A 17083-nucleotide genomic window follows, 5' to 3' on the forward strand; every position below is an offset into this window, starting at 1 on the left:
ACCGCTATAAAATTTCCGACCTGTTCTGAACAATGACTGTCATTCGGCCGGATAAGCGGGCGTATGGCGCAGACCGGCAAAGGCTTTCCGCGCCGGTCAGGATTTTGTTTGAAACGGTAAACCGGGCTTCAGGCTGCTTCCGAGACATAGGGAGCAAGCGGCACCATGTCCGTGCCGCCGGCCATCGGAACACAGTCCTCCGGAAAGTCGCTGCTAAATTCGACGCCGGCGGATTCGGCCCGGTCAAGAAATGCGTCCAGATGGTCCATCGCTCCGGTCGGCAGGTCGTGCAGCACAATCAAGGTGTGATCCTGGGATGCAATCTGCTCCAGCGCGCGCTCGACCCACCCGTCCGGGTCGGCCCAGTCCCTTGGGATCGCGTTCCAGAGCACGCAGCTATAGGTATTGCGATGAAGGAAATCGACCACCTGCGGGTTCAGCAGATGCGGGCCCAGCTTTCCGCCGCCGCCGAACGGGCGGAACAGTTTTTCGGTCTCGCCGGTCCGGGCGACCAGTTCGTCCGTGCGCTCCAGTTCGGTTACCGCGGCTGCCGCATCCTCCATCTGCCCCAGCGGCGTGCTGTGGGTGAAGGTGTGATTGCCGATCCTGTGCCCTTCCTTGCGGGCACGTGTGGCCAATTCCATCCGCTCCGGATCGAGCAGTTTCTGGCCAACGACAAAGAAAGTCGTGAGGAGGCCGCGCCGGGCCAGGATGTCCAGCACCAGAGGCGTTACCTCCGGCTCCGGGCCGTTATCGAATGTGAGCGTGAGTTTTTTCATGATGTGCATTCCGGCATTGTGCCCGCGTCTTGTCAACGCGGTCCGCATTACGCTGATCAGCGTGCGGTGAGTTCCTGAAGAACCGCGCGGCAACCATCGATGCCTTGCGTATAGACGGCTTCCAGCCATGCTGGATCGTCACGGAAGAGGGCATCCCGCAGATGCGCCTTGATCTGCCGGCCGAGCGGCGTGTGCAGGTCACCATGAAATTTCAGCCAGGTATCGGCCCGGTGAGCGTCAACGATGTAATCCACCGGGTAGGTGCCGAATTCAAGAATGACCTTGATCGGTGGTTGCGGGCAGGAAACGTCGTCCAGCACGTCGCAGGCGAAATGGCGGACCGGATTGCCGTCACTATCGAGCTGTGCCTGCTCCTTGCGGATCACTTCCAGCTCGCCATAGCCGCCAAGCCCCGTGTGCAGATCGGCGATTGCCAGCCTTTCGGCTCCGGCGCCATGCCGGGTGACGGTGTCCGACAGGTTCTGGATGGTCCAGCTTCGCGCGGTGCCGCCATAAAACAGTCCATCCGCATGGCTGTATTGGCCGGAGAGGACATTGCGGCCGAATTTGTCGAAACCGTTTTTATCTATGTAAGCCGCGATCCGCGCTTCCGCCGCATCGCGCTCGGGGCCGGACCAATGGGCCGGACAAAGCGCATCATGCAGTGCATCGTAATCCGGATTCTGCGGCAGGGGATCGAAGGACAGGCGATTGTTGCGGTTCGGATCGATATTATTCTCGTCCGTCCGTGTCATGGTGGCAGAGCCGAACGGGTTGACGCCGTGAATGAACACCGCCGCCGTGTCCGCCGGGAGCCATGTTTCAATCTCTTCCAGCAGGCCAAGCTGGATGCCCGAGCCGGCCGTCAGTTCCGTGCCGTGCAGGCCGGAGCTGATGAAAAGGACGTGCCGGGCGCTGTCCGGACCAATCCGCACCGTATCTGTCGCGACCTCGGCCGGAAATTGATCGCTCAGGGGATGGCGTGCTGTCTCCAGTGCATAGCCCCTGGTTTTAACCGCCTGCAGGAAACGGTGCCGGGCCGTGAAGTAGGTGTCTGAGAACATTCCAAGAGAGGGGTGCATGATCTTTCGCCGGGGAGTTATGTGACTGTTGAGGAGTAGGCGTTGCGCGACTTGTTGTCCAATGGCCAACGTCGCAGCTGGTTATTGACATGCTGGAACAAAAAAGGAACATTCCGGCGTTGAATTTATCATCTGAGTGGGAGGTTGGTGCCGTGGGAGAAAAGGGTCGGGAAGGTGGATGTCTTTGTGGCGCTGTGCGTTTCGAGATTTCCGGGCAGATGAAGCAACCGGTGGCCTGCCATTGCGCGATGTGCCGCAAGCAGGCGAGTCAGGCCTGGGTTTCCTCGACCCTTAACAAGGACGATCTCAGGATATCCGAAGATCGTGGCCTTAAATGGTATCGCTCAAGCGACAAGGCGCGCCGGGGATTTTGCTCGGAATGCGGCTCCGCTTTGTTTTTTGTGGATACGGACAGTCCGCGTATTTCCGTGTCGCTCGGCGCTCTGGATGGCCCGTCAAACCTGAGTGTGCGTGGGCATATCTATGTCGCGGACAAGGGGGACTATTACGGGATCGCGGATGATCTGCCGCAGTTCCCGGCATCGGATCATTAACCGCCGCGGCTTCTTGTGTGTCAGATCCTGATGCCGGAAAATTGCATGAATTCGCCTGTCAGATCCGTTGAGCTGTCCGCGGTAATCACGTCGGTGACTTTGGTCCGCCAGACAGCCAGCAGAAGATCCTCGGCGCAGACCCGGTCCGGATTGAGTCCAAGAGGCAGCAAGGCGGCAAAGACCCGCAAGGGAACGCCATCAACGGATTTGTATCGGACTTCGACTACGCGCGGCCGCTGACTGGTGCCAGCTTGCAGGAACAGTGAGAGGATGTGGTCGTGCTCTGCCGCCTGTATCCGCAACGTGTCACTGGCCAGGGATCCCGGCGCGAGGCGCGGCGCCAGCCTTGCGATCTGGGCGCCGATGAGGTCGTAGCGGAAGTCGGTTCCACCCCCGAGGAAGTGACCGAGACAAAGATGCGGGAGTAGTTCCGGCCCGATCGCGACCGGATCAAGATCCCGGCGCTTTTTTTGTCCGGGGAGAGCCTGCCAGATACGGAGCAACCGGGTCATGCCCGCGAAAGCGCCGCGCTTGTCCGCATCGGCGCCTGTTCTGGCGTGTACCGTCGGCCCTCGGCCGGAAGGCACCGCTTTTTGCGTGCGCCTATGGTTGCTCATTTCCATAGCGGATATGGCAAACCGAACAGCCGTGTAAATCAAGAATTTAGGGAATAGCTTCCGGTGCCGGTGAGGCCGAATGGTGCGCTTGAGAGGGCTCCTGCCCGGGGCGTCGCAAAGAGCTTATTGACCCTTATTCTGTGTGGTGAATGTCGAGCCGTAGTCTCAGATGAGTTCTCGCATAAAGTTTTTGAAAATATAAACTAAACCCGCAAGGGTAGAATTGAAGGGTCAATAAGGGTGTGGGGGCATCATGAAAATTCAATCTTCAGTGCTCGTTTTTACGGTGTTCACAATCTGTGCTGTGGCGCTTTCCGGGTGTGTTTCGGGCACCCCCGATAAGGGGACCTCCGCCGGGGTTATCTCCGGGGAGGTTCCGATAAGCTCACCGCATGTTGCGGGCCGGAAGATAGAAGTTGGTGAGCCTGGGACAGGCACTGAAAGGTTCGCGTTGCCCTTCCTGTTCGAGCGGGCACCAAAGGATGCTGGGCGCGGCGCGGACTTTGTTCTCCAGCGCCCGGGGCATGCATTGTCTGTCAACCGGACCGGTTTTGAGGCTTTCCTCGCCCCGGCGGCAACGAAGGCGGGAGAGCGTGTGCCCGGCTCCGGGCCGGGCCGTCTGGCCGTCCGCTTCGTGGGCGCACGCAAGGCTGCTCGACTTGTCGCGGTGGGGGAGCCACGGTTGTTCGTGAACCGTTTCCTCGGTCGTTCCCCTGCGAATTGGGAGCGGGATGTACCCGCCTATGAAGCCGTTCGATATCAGGGTCTCTATCCTGATATCGATCTTACGCTGCGCACGGTTACGGGGCAGATCGAGTATGTATTTGATCTCGGCCCCACCGGATCGGTCGACAATATCCGCTTTCGGATCGCGGGGGCGAAACGGCTTTCGCTCGCCGAGGACGGAGCTTTACTGGTTGAGGTGTCGAACGGGCGGGTAATCCGGCACAGAGCGCCACTGGCGGTCGAGCATTCAGCTAAGGGGGAGCGTATGCTTGCTGCGGCCTTCCGGTTGGTCGGACAGGAGACCGTGGCTTTCCAGGTGGACGGACGGCGCAAGGGACGGCGGGTGACGATCGATCCGGTGATCAATTTCGGCAGTTACTTTGGCGGTATTGACTCTGAAACTGCTGGTCTCGGCAGCGTAAATTTGCCGATCCCTGCCCTGGACCTGGCCGTAGCGGATGATGGTGATATTCTTGTCACTGGCTCCACATATTCCGTTGCATCCTCCTCCATGGCTTTCGTATTGCGCGCAGATCTCGACGCGCCTGGCGGCCCCGTATTCGATTACCTGACATATCTGGGTGATACGCAGGATGACCGGGCATTTGGAATCACCAAGGGACCGCGTGATTCGGTCTATATCTGTGGCAGGACGACAAGTACGGGGTTTCCGCAGGCAGGAAAGGCGTTCGACCAGACGTACTCGACGCTCGCTGCCGGTTTCGTTGCGCAGCTAGAGGCTAATGGCAATCTCGCGCGGACAACCTTTCTGGAAGCAGGCAAGCTGACGGAAATTACAGATTGTCTTTATTCCGATAGTGCGAGTGCTGGTGGAGCTCAGCCGGAAGGTCCTTCCTCGGGGCTCTACCTGACCGGTCATACGCTGCCGGAAACGGATAGTGACCTGGATGCCCGTCTGGTTTTCTCCGATGCCTTTCAAACCCGCTACCGGGGCCACACAGACGCGGTTCTCGCGAAATTCACGGAGGATCTGGGAGATCTGGAATATTTCACTCTGCTTGGTGGCCGTCATTCGGACAAGGCCTTCGGTCTGGGGGTGATTGACGGGGCCATGATCATCACGGGGATGACGGAATCACCGGATCTTCCCGTGACTCCCGGTGCTTATGCCGGTCCGACATTGTCACTGGCTGACGCTAAAATCTGTGCGGCCCCGACCCATCCGGCGAACTGTCTGGAGACCTTTGTCGCGCGTCTCAACACCGATGGAACGGATTTCGACTACATCACCTATCTTGGCGATGCGGAGGGAGACTACGGAAAGGGCATTGCTGTCGATGCAGACGGTTTCGCCTTTGTAACGGGGACGAGATGGATTGGTGGTTCGGCTCGTCAAGCCTTTTTGGCGCGGCTTATGCCGGATGGAAGTGCTCTTGCTTACAACAACCGGTTTTCTGGCCTTGCCTCTTGGGGATACGGCATTGCTCTGGATAGCTCTGGCGTAGCCCATGTTGTCGGTGCAACGGAAGAATGGGGCATAGCTGTTGGACCGGCTCTCGACCCAGATCACAATGGTGAAGCGGACGGGTATTACGCGACGTTTGATCCGGCCGGTAATCTCGATTATCGGACCTATCTCGGCGGCGAGGCGGATGACAAAGCCTATGCCGTGGTCCGGGATAATGACAATTGCACGGTAATCGGGCTCGAGACATGGTCGGACATTCTGGATCTGCCATTGCCAGGTGCGCCGCAAAATGCCCGTGCTGGAGCCTCTGATGTTCTTCTGCTCCGGCATTGTGAAAGTGTCCCCTTTGAGGGGGTGGCTTTGCTCAAAGATATGCCGGGATTGATTGCGCCTGGGGGAAGTGGAATTCTGCAGCTGACTGTTAAAAATGCGTCCTCATACAAATCGGGGCCATTCCGGGTTGAGGACACGATACCGTTTCCATTCGATCTGACGGGCGTCAGCAATTCGGCATGTCACACTGCCGGGCAGAAGGTGATTTGCGATTTTCAGGGGATTCAGAGTGGCGGCGAAGTGATCGTCGTACATATCGATAACCTGCTGTTTTGCGAGACAGCAGGGGAGCAAATGTTCCGGACCAATACGGCGAGACTCACCGGTCCTGGCGGATATGAAAAAACAGCGACGTTCGACATGCCCTACCGAGCTTGCTCCACACCGCCCCCTCCGATTTGTGCCGGTGTGGAGCGATGCTACTGCTCAAGTGACGAGGATTGCGACGAAGGGCGGGTCTGCAAGGGTGAGAAGGTCCCGTTCTATCGTCGTGGCCGAATCATCTACTACCTTTACGGCCCGGAAATATGTGTTCCGGAATAGGTGGCCAGGCGTTCCCGCCACTGCGGGAACGCCTGATCAGTCAGGCTTAGTCGGCAGCCTCACTTGCGGCCTCTGTCTTCTTCCGTCCGAACAACGTCATCACGAAGACGAAGAAGACCGGGACGAAGAAGACCGCGAGAACGGTTGCCGAGATCATGCCGCCGAGCACGCCTGTGCCGATGGCATTCTGGCTGGCCGCGCTTGCGCCCGTCGCGATGGCGAGCGGGAGCACGCCGAAGGAGAAGGCGAACGAGGTCATCAGGATCGGCCGGAATCGCAGGCGGGCGGCCTCGACCGTGGCGTCGAACAGGGACTGTCCCTCGGCCCTCAGGTCTTTCGCGAATTCCACGATCAGGATCGCGTTCTTTGCCGACAGACCGATGATCGCGATCAGCCCGACCAGGAAGTACACGTCGTTCGGCATGTCCCGGGACATGACGGCGAGGACGGAGCCGATGGCGCCCAGAGGCACCACCAGCATGACCGAGATCGGGATCGACCAGCTCTCGTAAAGCGCTGCCAGGAGCAGGAACACGAAGATGATGCTGAGGGCGATCAGCAGCGGTGCCTGGGCGCCGGACTGGATTTCCTGCAGCGACTGGCCGGTCCATTCATAGCCGAAGCCCTGGCCGAGACCGTTGGCGATCCGCTCCATTTCCGCGATGGCGTCACCCGACGAATAACCGGGAGCGGCCTGACCGCTGATACGGATCGTCGGATAACCGTTATAGCCGACAACCTGAGCGGCCCCGGTGACCCATTCAACGGTCACGAAGTTGGACAGTGGGACCATTCCGCCATGGGTGTTGCGGACGGTCATCTTGAGAATATCGTCGGTCGACATCCGCTGATCCTGATCGGCCTGCACGGTCACTCGTTGCATGCGTCCGACGTTCGGGAAGTCGTTGACATAGGTTGAGCCGAGCTGGGTCGAGATCGTCGCGTTAATGTCGGCAAAGGTAACGCCGAAGGTGTTGGCTTTCTCCCGGTCGACATTCAGATTGACCTGCACGGCGTCGGGCAGGCCCGAAATGCGCAAGCCCTGCAATATCGGACTCTGGCGGCCTTCGGACAGTAACCGGTTGGTGCCTTCAACCAGAGCCTCGTGCCCCAAACCGCCGCGGTCCTGCAGGCGGAAATCGAACCCGCTCGAATTACCGAGCCCGCGAATTGGGGGTGGGGACAAGGCAAAGGTCTGACCGTCCTTGATCTGGAACAGCTGACCGTTCGCCCTGCCGGCGATTGCCGTGGCCGAATTCTCCGGCCCGCGTTCGCTCCAGTCCTTGAGCGGCACGAAGGCGATACCCGCATTGTCACCGGTACCGGAGAAGCTGAAGCCTGCCACAGTCACGATCTGGGCAACGCCTTCCTTGCCGATGAAAGCGTCTTCGACCTGCTTGATCACCTCCATCGTACGGTTGGCGCTGGCTTCGGCGGGCGCCTGCATGTCGACCAGAAGATAGCCCTGATCCTCATTCGGGATGAATGCGGTCGGGAGCTGCATCCAGAGATATCCAAGCCCGGCAAGCAGAGCCAGATAGATGATCATGTAACGACCGGCACGGTGTGTCATGCGGCCGACAAAGCTGCTGTAATTGCGTGCGGTCTTGTCGAAACCGCGGTTGAACCAGCCCAGAACGCCGCGCTTCTCCATCGAGTGACCGGCCTCGACCGGCTTCAGGAAGCTGGCGCAAAGTGCCGGTGTCAGGGACAGCGCGAGGAAGCCGGAGAACAGGATCGACACCACCATGGTCAGGCTGAACTGCTGGTAGATGACGCCGACCGCGCCGGGGAAAAAGGCCATCGGCACGAACACGGCCATCAGCACCAGTGTGATACCGACGATGGCCCCGGTGATCTGTTTCATGGCCTTGCGGGTTGCTTCGCGCGGGGAGAGACCTTCCTCGCTCATGATGCGTTCGACATTCTCGACCACGACGATGGCGTCGTCGACCAGGATGCCGATGGCCAGCACCATGGCGAACATGGTCAGCACGTTGATCGAGAATCCGGAGGCCATCATGACGGCGCAGGTGCCGAGCAGGGCGACCGGAACAACCAGCGTCGGAATGATGGTGTAGCGGAAGCTCTGGAGGAAGATGAGCATCACGATGAAGACCAGCCCGACGGCCTCGATCAGGGTATGCAGAACCTTCTCGATGGAAACCTCGACAAAAGGCGCCGTGTTGTAGGGGATCTTGTATTCCACGCCGTCCGGGAAGTAGCGGGCAAGCTCCTCCATCTTGGCTTCGATGGCGTTGGCGGTTTCAAGGGCGTTGCCACTTGGCGAAAGCTGGACGCCGAGCGCGGCTGTCGGGTGCCCGTTCAACCGGGCCGCGGAGGTATAGGCTTCGCCACCGACCTCGATGCGGGCAACGTCGCGCAACCGGACGGTTGATCCGTCGAGCTGGGCCCGGAGCACGATGGCGCCGAACTCCTCGGGGGTCTTGAGTTGGCCTTTCACCAGAACACTGGCGGCAATCTGCTGGTCTTTCGCGACCGGTTTCGCGCCGATACGGCCGGCGGCAACCTGGGCGTTCTGGGCCTGGATGGCGTTGACAACATCCTCAGAGGTGAGGTTCAGGCCAAGCATCTTGTCCGGGTCGAGCCAGACGCGCATGGATTGTTCGGTGGAGAACAGCCGCGTGTTGCCGACACCGCCGATGCGCCGGATCTCACCATCCACATTCCGGCTGAGATAGTCGCCGAGTCCGATGGCATCGAGTGAGCCATCTGTTGATGTGAGCGTGACGACAAGCAGGAAGCCCGTGCCGGCCCGCTCGATCCGCATGCCTTGCCGCGAGACGCTTTCCGGCAGGCTTGATTCGACCCGGCTGATCCGGTTTTGCACTTCAACCTGGGCATTGGCGACATCGGTGCCGGGCTCGAACGTGACCGTGATGCTGATCTGTCCGGACGAGTCCGACGTTGATTCGAAATAGAGCAGCCCGGGAATGCCGTTCAGCTCATTCTCTATCGGCCGGGTGACACTTTCATACATGTCTTCCGGTGTGGCGCCGGGATAGCTGGTGCTGACCGTGATCTGTGGCGGTGCCACGTTCGGATATTGCGCAACCGGCAGGAACGGAATCGCGAGGGCGCCGGCCAGCATGATGAAGATGGCGACGACCCAGGCGAAGATGGGTCGGTCAATAAAGAAACTTGCCATATCTGCTCTGCCTTACTGGGCGCTTGAATTAGCGGCTTGTTGCCACGGTTGCGGCGTGACTTTCGCGCCAGGGCGGATTTTCTGGAAACCTTCGACGACAACCTGTTCGCCAACGGCGAGACCGCTTTCGACGACCCAGCGATTGCCTGTGGCTTCGCCAAGTTCGACCTGGCGGAGTTCCAGCGTCCCGTCCTGCTTGACGACATAGAGCCGGGCCTTGCCGGCTGTGCCGCGCTGAATGGCCTGCTGAGGGACGGCCACGGCATTGTGCCGGATACCCTGTTCGATGCGAACCCGGACATACATGCCGGGCAGGAGGGCGGAATCCGGGTTCGGGAATTCACCACGAAGGGTGATCTGACCGGTGTTCGAGTCGACAGTGCTTTCCTGGAGCAGCAACCGTCCCGTCTCCGGGTAGGGAACGCCGTCGTCATACAGCAGATGCACTGTTGCGGCGCCGTCAGACGAAACCGACATTTCGCCACTGTTCATGGCCTTGCGGAGTTCCCGCAGTTCCTTGGCCGACTGGGTGAAGTCGGCATAAACCGGATCGAGTTGCCGGATCACGGCGAGATTTTCGGTGCTGGTGCTTGCGACAAGAGCCCCTTCGGTGATCAGGGCGCGGCCGATCCGGCCCGTGATCGGTGCCTTGACGTCCGTATAGTGAAGATCGAGCTCCGCCGCGGCGAGCCCGGCCCGGGCGAGGGCGACGTCGGCATCGGCCTGCGCGAGGGCGGCGACGGCATCGTCGCGGGTCTGGGCGCTGGCGACTTTGCGGGTTTGCAGTTCCTGCTGCCGGTCAGCGGTTCGCTTGGCTTGCTCCTGTGTTGCCAGGGCACGCGTCAGGGTCGCGCGCGCGCTGTTGACCTGGACCTGAAACGGAGCGGGGTCGATCTTGTAGAGAACATCCCCCTGCTGAACGACGGCGCCTTGCTCGAAGACCCGTTCAACAACCAGCCCCGAAACCCGTGGCCGAACTTCGGCGATATTCGTCGGTGCGATCCGCCCGGGAAGTTCGTTCACAACCGGGATGTCCTCGGCGACGGTGGTGATGATGCTGACAGCGACAGGCGGTCGCGCCGGAGCTGCTGCCGCTGCTTTGTCTTCTGTCAGGCCATCGCAGGCGGCCAGGGCCGGCAGGACTGCAATAGTCAAAGCCAGGGCCCGGAAAGTCTTGGAAAGGGGCATTACGAACTCCTGTGGATTGACCCGGCTTCTACCAATAGGGATGTGCTGCGGATCTGTATGGGCAAAGGGGTGATGAGAGATATAACGGTGGGTCAATAACAATCCGTTACTTTGTCGCATGCGCGTTCTTCTGGTTCCTGATCAACAAGCCAGCGAATTTCGGAAAGCAGCCGCTTCCGTTCCTCGCTTGGCCATTGATGGAGCCCCAGCCATTCCAGCGATTTCAGGCCTTCCACGGCGAGAAACGCGAGGATTGACCCGCGCGGTTTATCTGATGTTTCCATGACATGGGCGATGCGCCGGGCAAACATATCCTGAACCGGCCGGCGCAAGTCGGCATCCTGGGAGACGACGGCACAGAGGCTCAGCGCAACTTTACGATCCTCGTCCGAAAGTTCCTGCAATTCCGAACTCAACCTGGCCCGGATCGCGACATTAGGCACCGGTCCCAAATGCTGTTCGATTTCTTCAATCCGGTTATTTTCTGTGGCGATGCGCCGTTCGATCACGGCTTTCATCAGGGCCTGTTTCGTCTTGTAGTCGTAGAGTACGCTGGCTTTACTGATCCCGGCCTCGACCGCGACGGACTCGAGAGTCAGGTGGCCGGCGCCATCGCGGGCTGCAACAGCCTGGGCTGCATCCAGCACGGCTTCGCGGTCTATCGATCTTGGGCGTCCAACCATGTTCAGCGCTATTCTATTTATTACCAGTTGGTCGGAAAGTAATCATGGTTTGATCGATGTCAAGATATCGGAGCAATAAAAATGCTGCGGTGCGAAATAAGTTTTTGGTGCGCAAGCGAACAACTCTGAAATCGGCTTCAACCCGGTTGTTTTCTCCGGGGTAGGGCAACCGGCCGATTGGGAGTAGTGTCTTATGAAACAGTAGGAGCTTTGATAGTGAGTTCGATCACGGGCGATAGTGATCCTGATGCCGGTGCGGAATGGTCGGAGCCGACCCTGGAAGAGGTCGAGGCCTCGGCCTGCCGTATAATCGATGGCGGACTAACTCCGGAATTTGACCACCTTCTTGGCCTCATCGCCTTCGTGTCGCCGAATCTGGAGATTCCGGAGCATAAGCTTGCCTTCCTTTATGGCTACTGGAACAATATTCGGGAGACTAGGGGACGTCTTCCGATGCGGAAGGATATTGATGTTCTCGAGCTTCGTGAGGCCATTGGCAGCATCATGATGCTCGACGCTCTCGACGATGGCTTCGATGCGCGCTACCGCGTCTACGGGACGGGGATCGCGGAATATGCCGGGAAGGACTGGACCGGGGCAACGGTATCGGAAATGTGCCGGAAAACATCGACGCCCATCGCTCTTTTGTATCGTGCCTGCTACCTCGCGGTTTACCGGACGTTACGGCCTGTTTACACCGAGAATATATCGCCGAGCTGGCTTGCGCCGAGGGTCTGGCGCCGCATGATTTTGCCATATACGGACGATGACGGTGTCTGTGCCGGTTTCATGGTCGGGAACATTCCGGTCGAGCCGCGCGCATCCGGTGTCACCGCCACCAACACCCTGATTTACAAGACGCGCTGACCGGCCCGCGATCCGCCGGAAAAGGCGTATCATCTGTTGGGCGTCACAGTGTGGCGGTTGTCAGCGCTGACCTCCCTGTTACTATCCAGAGCTTCTTCGCCGCCGCCAATCGTCATCCTGCGAGGTTATGGTCGACATTTTGCAGCCGCCACCTTTCCCAGTCGCGGACTGGGCCTTTTTCCTCGATTTCGACGGCACGCTTGTAGACATTGCGCCGCGCCCGGAAGCGATCCAGGTGGCCGACGGTCTGACCGGGTTGCTCGAGAATATCAGGCGCATTGCCGGCGGTGCCGTCGCTGTCGTCACCGGCAGGACTCTCGCTGATCTCGATACCTATCTTCATCTGCCTGATCTTGCCGCGTCCGGTGTGCATGGCCTGGAACGCCGGGGCAGCACCGGTGTTGATCCTCGGGAACGGGAGAAGGCGCGTGGTGCGATGGCAGCCGTCCGTGAATGCGCGTCCGGCTTGCTGGCGCGCTACCCGTCCCTTCAGGTGGAGGACAAGGGGGAGGCAATCGCCGTTCATTTCCGGTCGGATCCTGAGCGGGGAGGAGAAGTTCAACAGGCACTGGCGCGGGCGGCCGAAGGGGGAAACGGGGCGCTTTCCGTTCTGAACGGGAAAATGGTGGTGGAAGTGAAGCCATCGGCGGCAACCAAGGGTGCTGCCGTCGAGGCTTTTCTTGCACAACCGGTGTTTGCCGGGCGACGACCGTGTTTCATCGGCGACGATGTCACCGATGAGGATGGTTTCAGGGTCTGCAAGGCGCGGGGCGGTATCACCATTCATGTCGGACCGGACACGGCGAAAACCTTGGCCGATTACCGGCTCTCGTCGCCAGAGGCGGTTCATCGCTGGTTGGAGCAGCTTGTTTCTACAGATTTGGGAGCGGTTGAATGAGCACACTCGAACTCGGGCTGATCGGTAATTGCGCGATCAGTGCACTGATCGATGGCATGGGGCGCATTGCCTGGTGCTGTCTGCCGCGGTTCGATGGCGATCCCTTTTTCTCGTCCCTGCTTGCGAATGAAGAGCAGGCCGCCGCCCGGGGGTACTGGTCTGTCGAAATCGACAGGTTTGCCTCGGCGGAGCAGCATTACGAGCACAACACGGCCATTCTGGTTACCAGACTGACGGATGCCGACGGGGCATCTCTGGAAATCCGGGATTACTGCCCCCGTTTCCGGAACCACGACCGGATGTTTCATCCCACCATGATCGTCAGGCAGATCAGGGCCGTAACCGGCAGCCCGAAGGTGCGGGTTCGTATCCGGCCGACGAACGATTACGGATCGGGCCGGCCGGCGGTCACGCGCGGCTCCAACCATATCCGCTACGTCTGCCCGGACCTGACCATGCGGCTGACGACGGATGCCGCCGTGTCCTATCTTCTGGACGAGACCTGGTTCCTGCTCGACCAGCCGGTGACCATGCTTCTGGGGCCGGACGAGAGTCTGACAGCTTCCCTGTCCGAGACGGCGCGCAATTTCGAGGAACGGACCGCACGGTACTGGCAGGACTGGAGCCGGGCACTCTCCATCCCGTTCGAGTGGCAGGATGCGGTGATCCGTGCAGCCATCACCCTGAAACTCAGCACCTATGAGGAAACCGGCGCGATTGTCGCCGCGATGACGACCTCAGTGCCGGAAGCGGCGGGGACGGAGCGGAACTGGGATTACCGGCTGTGCTGGCTGCGGGATGCCTATTTCGTCGTGCATGCGCTGAACCGTCTCTCCGCCACCAAAACGCTGGAGCGCTATCTCGGCTATATCAGCAACGTCGCCGTCAATGCCGGACATGACGACTTGCAGCCGCTTTACGGGCTCTCCTTCGCCCACAAGCTGGACGAATTCACGGTGGACGGGCTTGCCGGGTATCGCGGCAACGGGCCGGTGCGGGTTGGCAATGCGGCCTATACCCAGATTCAGAACGACGTTTACGGCGCCGTTATCCTGGCCGCCGCGCAGACCTTTTTCGACAGCCGGATCGTGCGTCAGGGGAACGAGGAGCTGTATCGCAAGCTCTCGGCTTTCGGCCGGCACGCGGTGGAGAAGTTCGACAAGCCGGATGCCGGCCCGTGGGAGCTGCGGACCATTGCATCGGTTCACACCTTCTCGGCCCTGATGTGCTGGGCCGCGGCGGATCGCCTGGCCCGGATCGCGGATCATCTCGGCCACAACGAAGACGCGTCTGTCTGGCGAGGGCATGCCGCAACCATGCGTGCCAGAATTATGGACGAGGCATGGAACGATGAGCTGGGCAGTTACGTTTCAACCTTCGGCGGGGATCAGATGGATGCCAGCCTGCTGTTGATGCATGAGCTCGGATTTCACGCCGGGACCGACGAACGCTATGTTGGCACGGTGGCGATGATCGAGAAGCATCTGCGCAAGGGTGGCCATCTTTTCCGCTACATCGCGGCGGACGATTTCGGCGTGCCCGAGACCGCTTTCAATGTCTGCACCTTCTGGTTCATCGAGGCACTCGCGGTGACCGGCCGGGAGGAAGAGGCGCGGGAAATGTTCGAGGGCATGCTCGCCTGCCGCAACAAGCTCGGCCTGCTGTCGGAGGATACCGATCCGAAGACCGGTGAGCTCTGGGGGAATTTCCCCCAGACATATTCGATGGTCGGCCTGATCAAGTGCGCCATGCGCCTGAGCCGAAAATGGGAGGATGCGTTTTGAGCCGTCTGGTCGTTATTTCGAACAGGGTTGCCCCGGTCGAGGAGGGGAAGGCGTCTGCTGGCGGCCTGTCCGTCGCGGTCGAGGAGGCTTTTACCGGGATTGGCGGTCTCTGGTTCGGCTGGAACGGCAAGATCGACAACAGCACGCCAGCCCAGGTGACGATGCATGAAGGCAAGCGGTTCGCACGGGCGACGATGCCGCTCAGCCGAAAGGACTATAACGATTTCTATGCCGGTTACAGTAATTCGACGCTCTGGCCGTTGCTGCATTACCGCCTGAATGTGATGAGCTACTCCCGGGCGCATGCCGAAGGCTACCGCCGGGTGAACGAGCTGTTCGCGAACAACCTGACGCCGTTGCTCGAGCCGGATGATCTGATCTGGGTGCACGATTATCATCTTTTCATTCTGGGCCGTGAGCTGAAGCGCCGGGGATTGAACAACCGGATGGGGTTCTTCCTGCACACGCCATTCCCGCCGCCGGACATGCTGAAGGCCTGTACCGAGCATGAGGAAATCGTCCGGGCACTGCTTGATTATGATGTGATTGGCTTTCAGACGGAGAACGACGCCCGGAACCTGCTGGAATATGTCCGCCGCATGCCGGGTGGAACGGTGCGGGGTAACCGGGCGACCGCGTTCGGAAAGTCCTCACGGGTGCAGGCTTTCCCGATCTCCATTCACCCCGAAGAAATGGCCCGGACCGCTGCGCGCACGGTCAATTCCAACCGGGCCCGGCAATTGCGCCGGTCGCTCGGCGAAAAACAGCTCATTATCGGGGTCGACCGGCTGGATTATTCCAAGGGGCTGGATAATCGTTTTTCCAGTTACGAACGCCTGATGGAAAACTACCCGGAGAACCGGGGCAGCGTCACCCTGATGCAGATCGCGCCGCCGTCCCGCGGGGATGTGCAGAGCTATAAGGAAATCCGGGAAAAACTCGAAGGCATGGCGGGGCACATCAATGGCCGGTTCGCGGAATTTGACTGGGTGCCTATCCGTTACCTGAACAAGAGCTACCGGCGGGACGTGCTGGCCGGGTTCTTCCGGATCGCCCGGGTCGGTCTGGTCACGCCGTTGCGAGACGGCATGAACCTGGTGGCGAAGGAATATGTTGCTTCCCAGAACCCGGATGATCCGGGAGTTCTGGTGCTGTCGCAGTTCGCTGGCGCCGCTGCCGAAATGGATGGGGCCATAATCGTCAATCCGTTTGACGAGGAAGGCATGATGGATGGAATGCAATCGGCGTTGCGTATGTCCCGTGAAGACCGGGTCGAGCGCCACCAATCCATGATGGAGATCCTCAAGCGGAACGATTTGCAACGCTGGCGGCGGCGCTTCCTCGACGCCCTGAGAACGCCGCGCGCAACTTCGGATCGGGCCGGGGCGGACTAGACACTAATATTTCCGGGCACCCGTAGCTTTGCGCGGTCGACAGGATGCTCCCAGTCGAGACCGGCAACCAGATGCGCCGCAACCCAGCCCCAGTCGTCGGAGGATTTGGCGCCCTTGCCGTTACCGCCGACGGCGATGGCGATCCGGTCATCCAGCACGTGGTCGATATAGGGCAGGCCGGTTGTGGTCCAGGTCACGACACAGCTTGCCGTATGCCAGTGCGAGACCTCTGACAGGGCGGGGATCAGGCCTTCCAGGAACGGGCGGAACCAGTCCCTGTTTTCCTCGGAGCCTGGACTTTTGAACCAGTCTTTCAGCGCCCGCAGAGAGCGGAATTCCGGATCGTCGGTGGAGCCGATACCGATCTTCAGATAGTCGTGTCCATCCGGATAGCGGATTGGCGGCAGGATATAGGCGCCGGTTTCCGCATGGCCCATGGTCGGCATATCCGAAAGCAGCTCCGCTACGGCGCCTTCCATCCGGGCCAGCAGAACGGTGCGGCCGAATACCCGTAACTTCAGATCCAGAGGCGGCAAGCCGCAGGCGTCGGTAAATCCTCCGGTCGCGATCAGGATTTTCCCGGCGCGCCGGACAGAACCGTCCGCCAACTCGACTTCCACGCCGCCGGGGACGGGGCGGATCGCCGTGACTCTGTCATTGACGATTTCGGCGCCGCGTTTCCGGGCCGCCTCGCTTTGCGCCCGGACCATGGCCCGGGGATTGAGGTGCCCGGCATTCCGGTTCTCGAACAGCCCGTCGGCATCGTCGGAAACGGAGAGATACGGAAAACGCTCCCGGATACCGTCAGCCGTCAGCCGATGGAGATCCCCGCCAAGAGCACGGCCGGCCGTTTCCGCGCGATCCAGGAAGCTTGTGTCCGTGCCGCCAATGCCGAGATAGCGGGAGTTTGTGAAGAAGGAGACACCGCTCTCCGCCTCGATTTCGTCATAGCGCTCGATTGACCGTTTGGCGGTGACGGCCCAGTCCGGGTCCGGATCGGAGATCCGTGTCATGCGGCCTTCGTCATAGTGGCTGGG

The 17083-nt window shown here is 60.2% G+C and carries 13 protein-coding genes; 6 read left to right on the top strand and 7 right to left on the bottom strand.

Annotation, left to right across the window (positions count from 1 at the left end; genetic code table 11):
• Window positions 1-128: 128 nt before the first annotated feature.
• Window positions 129-779 (bottom strand): polysaccharide deacetylase family protein, encoded by a 651-nt coding sequence (locus tag AAC126_RS04640; protein WP_339850539.1) that lies wholly within the window; start codon window positions 777-779, stop codon window positions 129-131.
• Window positions 780-835: 56 nt separating this feature from the next.
• Window positions 836-1861, bottom strand: coding sequence for a DUF2817 domain-containing protein (locus AAC126_RS04645; RefSeq protein ID WP_339850541.1), 1026 nt, complete (start codon window positions 1859-1861; stop codon window positions 836-838).
• 152 nt (window positions 1862-2013) lie between these two features.
• Between AAC126_RS04645 and AAC126_RS04650 the strand changes: the two genes are divergently transcribed.
• Window positions 2014-2415, top strand: coding sequence for a GFA family protein (locus AAC126_RS04650; RefSeq protein WP_339850542.1), 402 nt, complete (start codon window positions 2014-2016; stop codon window positions 2413-2415).
• A gap of 20 nt (window positions 2416-2435) precedes the next feature.
• On the opposite strand, the gene AAC126_RS04655 is transcribed toward AAC126_RS04650, so the two are convergent.
• On the bottom strand, window positions 2436-3002 hold the full coding sequence (locus tag AAC126_RS04655; RefSeq protein ID WP_339850544.1) for a hypothetical protein: 567 nt from the start codon (window positions 3000-3002) through the stop codon (window positions 2436-2438).
• 1060 nt (window positions 3003-4062) lie between these two features.
• Here AAC126_RS04655 and AAC126_RS04660 point away from each other — a divergent pair.
• Window positions 4063-6063, top strand: coding sequence for an SBBP repeat-containing protein (locus AAC126_RS04660; protein WP_339850545.1), 2001 nt, complete (start codon window positions 4063-4065; stop codon window positions 6061-6063).
• Between the two features lie 46 nt (window positions 6064-6109).
• On the opposite strand, the gene AAC126_RS04665 is transcribed toward AAC126_RS04660, so the two are convergent.
• The 3 genes from AAC126_RS04665 to AAC126_RS04675 all read right to left on the bottom strand — a co-directional run bounded on the left by AAC126_RS04665 (window position 6110) and on the right by AAC126_RS04675 (window position 11103).
• A complete protein-coding gene (locus AAC126_RS04665) occupies window positions 6110-9232 on the bottom strand; it encodes an efflux RND transporter permease subunit (protein ID WP_339850546.1) in 3123 nt (1040 codons plus the stop codon).
• Between the two features lie 12 nt (window positions 9233-9244).
• Window positions 9245-10420 (bottom strand): efflux RND transporter periplasmic adaptor subunit, encoded by a 1176-nt coding sequence (locus AAC126_RS04670; protein ID WP_339850547.1) that lies wholly within the window; start codon window positions 10418-10420, stop codon window positions 9245-9247.
• A 92-nt stretch (window positions 10421-10512) separates the two neighbouring features.
• Window positions 10513-11103, bottom strand: a complete 591-nt coding sequence (locus AAC126_RS04675) for a TetR/AcrR family transcriptional regulator (RefSeq protein ID WP_339850549.1) — start codon at window positions 11101-11103, stop codon at window positions 10513-10515.
• Window positions 11104-11319: 216 nt separating this feature from the next.
• On the opposite strand from AAC126_RS04675, the gene AAC126_RS04680 reads away from it, so the two are divergent.
• From AAC126_RS04680 to otsA, 4 genes are all read left to right on the top strand, one after another.
• A complete protein-coding gene (locus tag AAC126_RS04680; RefSeq protein WP_339850551.1) occupies window positions 11320-11970 on the top strand; it encodes a PAS domain-containing protein in 651 nt (216 codons plus the stop codon).
• A 127-nt stretch (window positions 11971-12097) separates the two neighbouring features.
• Window positions 12098-12868 carry a trehalose-phosphatase gene (otsB, locus tag AAC126_RS04685; protein ID WP_339850553.1) on the top strand — a complete coding sequence of 257 codons (771 nt, stop codon included), beginning with the start codon at window positions 12098-12100 and terminating at the stop codon, window positions 12866-12868.
• Window positions 12865-14652: a glycoside hydrolase family 15 protein gene (locus AAC126_RS04690; protein ID WP_339850554.1), complete on the top strand. Its 1788-nt coding sequence runs from the start codon at window positions 12865-12867 to the stop codon at window positions 14650-14652. Before otsB ends, AAC126_RS04690 begins: the two co-directional genes overlap by 4 nt.
• The gene (gene otsA / locus AAC126_RS04695; protein ID WP_339850555.1) at window positions 14649-16046 is read left to right on the top strand and encodes an alpha,alpha-trehalose-phosphate synthase (UDP-forming); all 1398 of its coding nucleotides are present in this window, start codon (window positions 14649-14651) and stop codon (window positions 16044-16046) included. Before AAC126_RS04690 ends, otsA begins: the two co-directional genes overlap by 4 nt.
• Here otsA and AAC126_RS04700 read toward each other — a convergent pair.
• Window positions 16043-17083, bottom strand: a 1041-nt coding sequence (locus AAC126_RS04700) for an FAD-dependent oxidoreductase (protein ID WP_339850556.1), incomplete at its 5' end; no start/stop codon positions are given. The genes otsA and AAC126_RS04700 overlap by 4 nt on opposite strands.

It is taken from the genome of uncultured Nisaea sp., from assembly GCF_963974195.1.
Taxonomy (GTDB): domain Bacteria; phylum Pseudomonadota; class Alphaproteobacteria; order Thalassobaculales; family Thalassobaculaceae; genus Nisaea.

Excerpts from the sequence above, each read along its gene's own strand:
- AAC126_RS04670 (WP_339850547.1), bottom strand. The coding sequence starts at position 10,420 with ATGCCCCTTTCCAAGACTTTCCGGGCCCTGGCTTTGACTATTGCAGTC.
- AAC126_RS04645 (WP_339850541.1), bottom strand. The coding sequence starts at position 1,861 with ATGCACCCCTCTCTTGGAATGTTCTCAGACACCTACTTCACGGCCCGG.
- AAC126_RS04675 (WP_339850549.1), bottom strand. The coding sequence starts at position 11,103 with ATGGTTGGACGCCCAAGATCGATAGACCGCGAAGCCGTGCTGGATGCA.
- AAC126_RS04690 (WP_339850554.1), top strand. The coding sequence starts at position 12,865 with ATGAGCACACTCGAACTCGGGCTGATCGGTAATTGCGCGATCAGTGCA.
- AAC126_RS04665 (WP_339850546.1), bottom strand. The coding sequence starts at position 9,232 with ATGGCAAGTTTCTTTATTGACCGACCCATCTTCGCCTGGGTCGTCGCC.
- AAC126_RS04640 (WP_339850539.1), bottom strand. The coding sequence starts at position 779 with ATGAAAAAACTCACGCTCACATTCGATAACGGCCCGGAGCCGGAGGTA.
- otsB (WP_339850553.1), top strand. The coding sequence starts at position 12,098 with ATGGTCGACATTTTGCAGCCGCCACCTTTCCCAGTCGCGGACTGGGCC.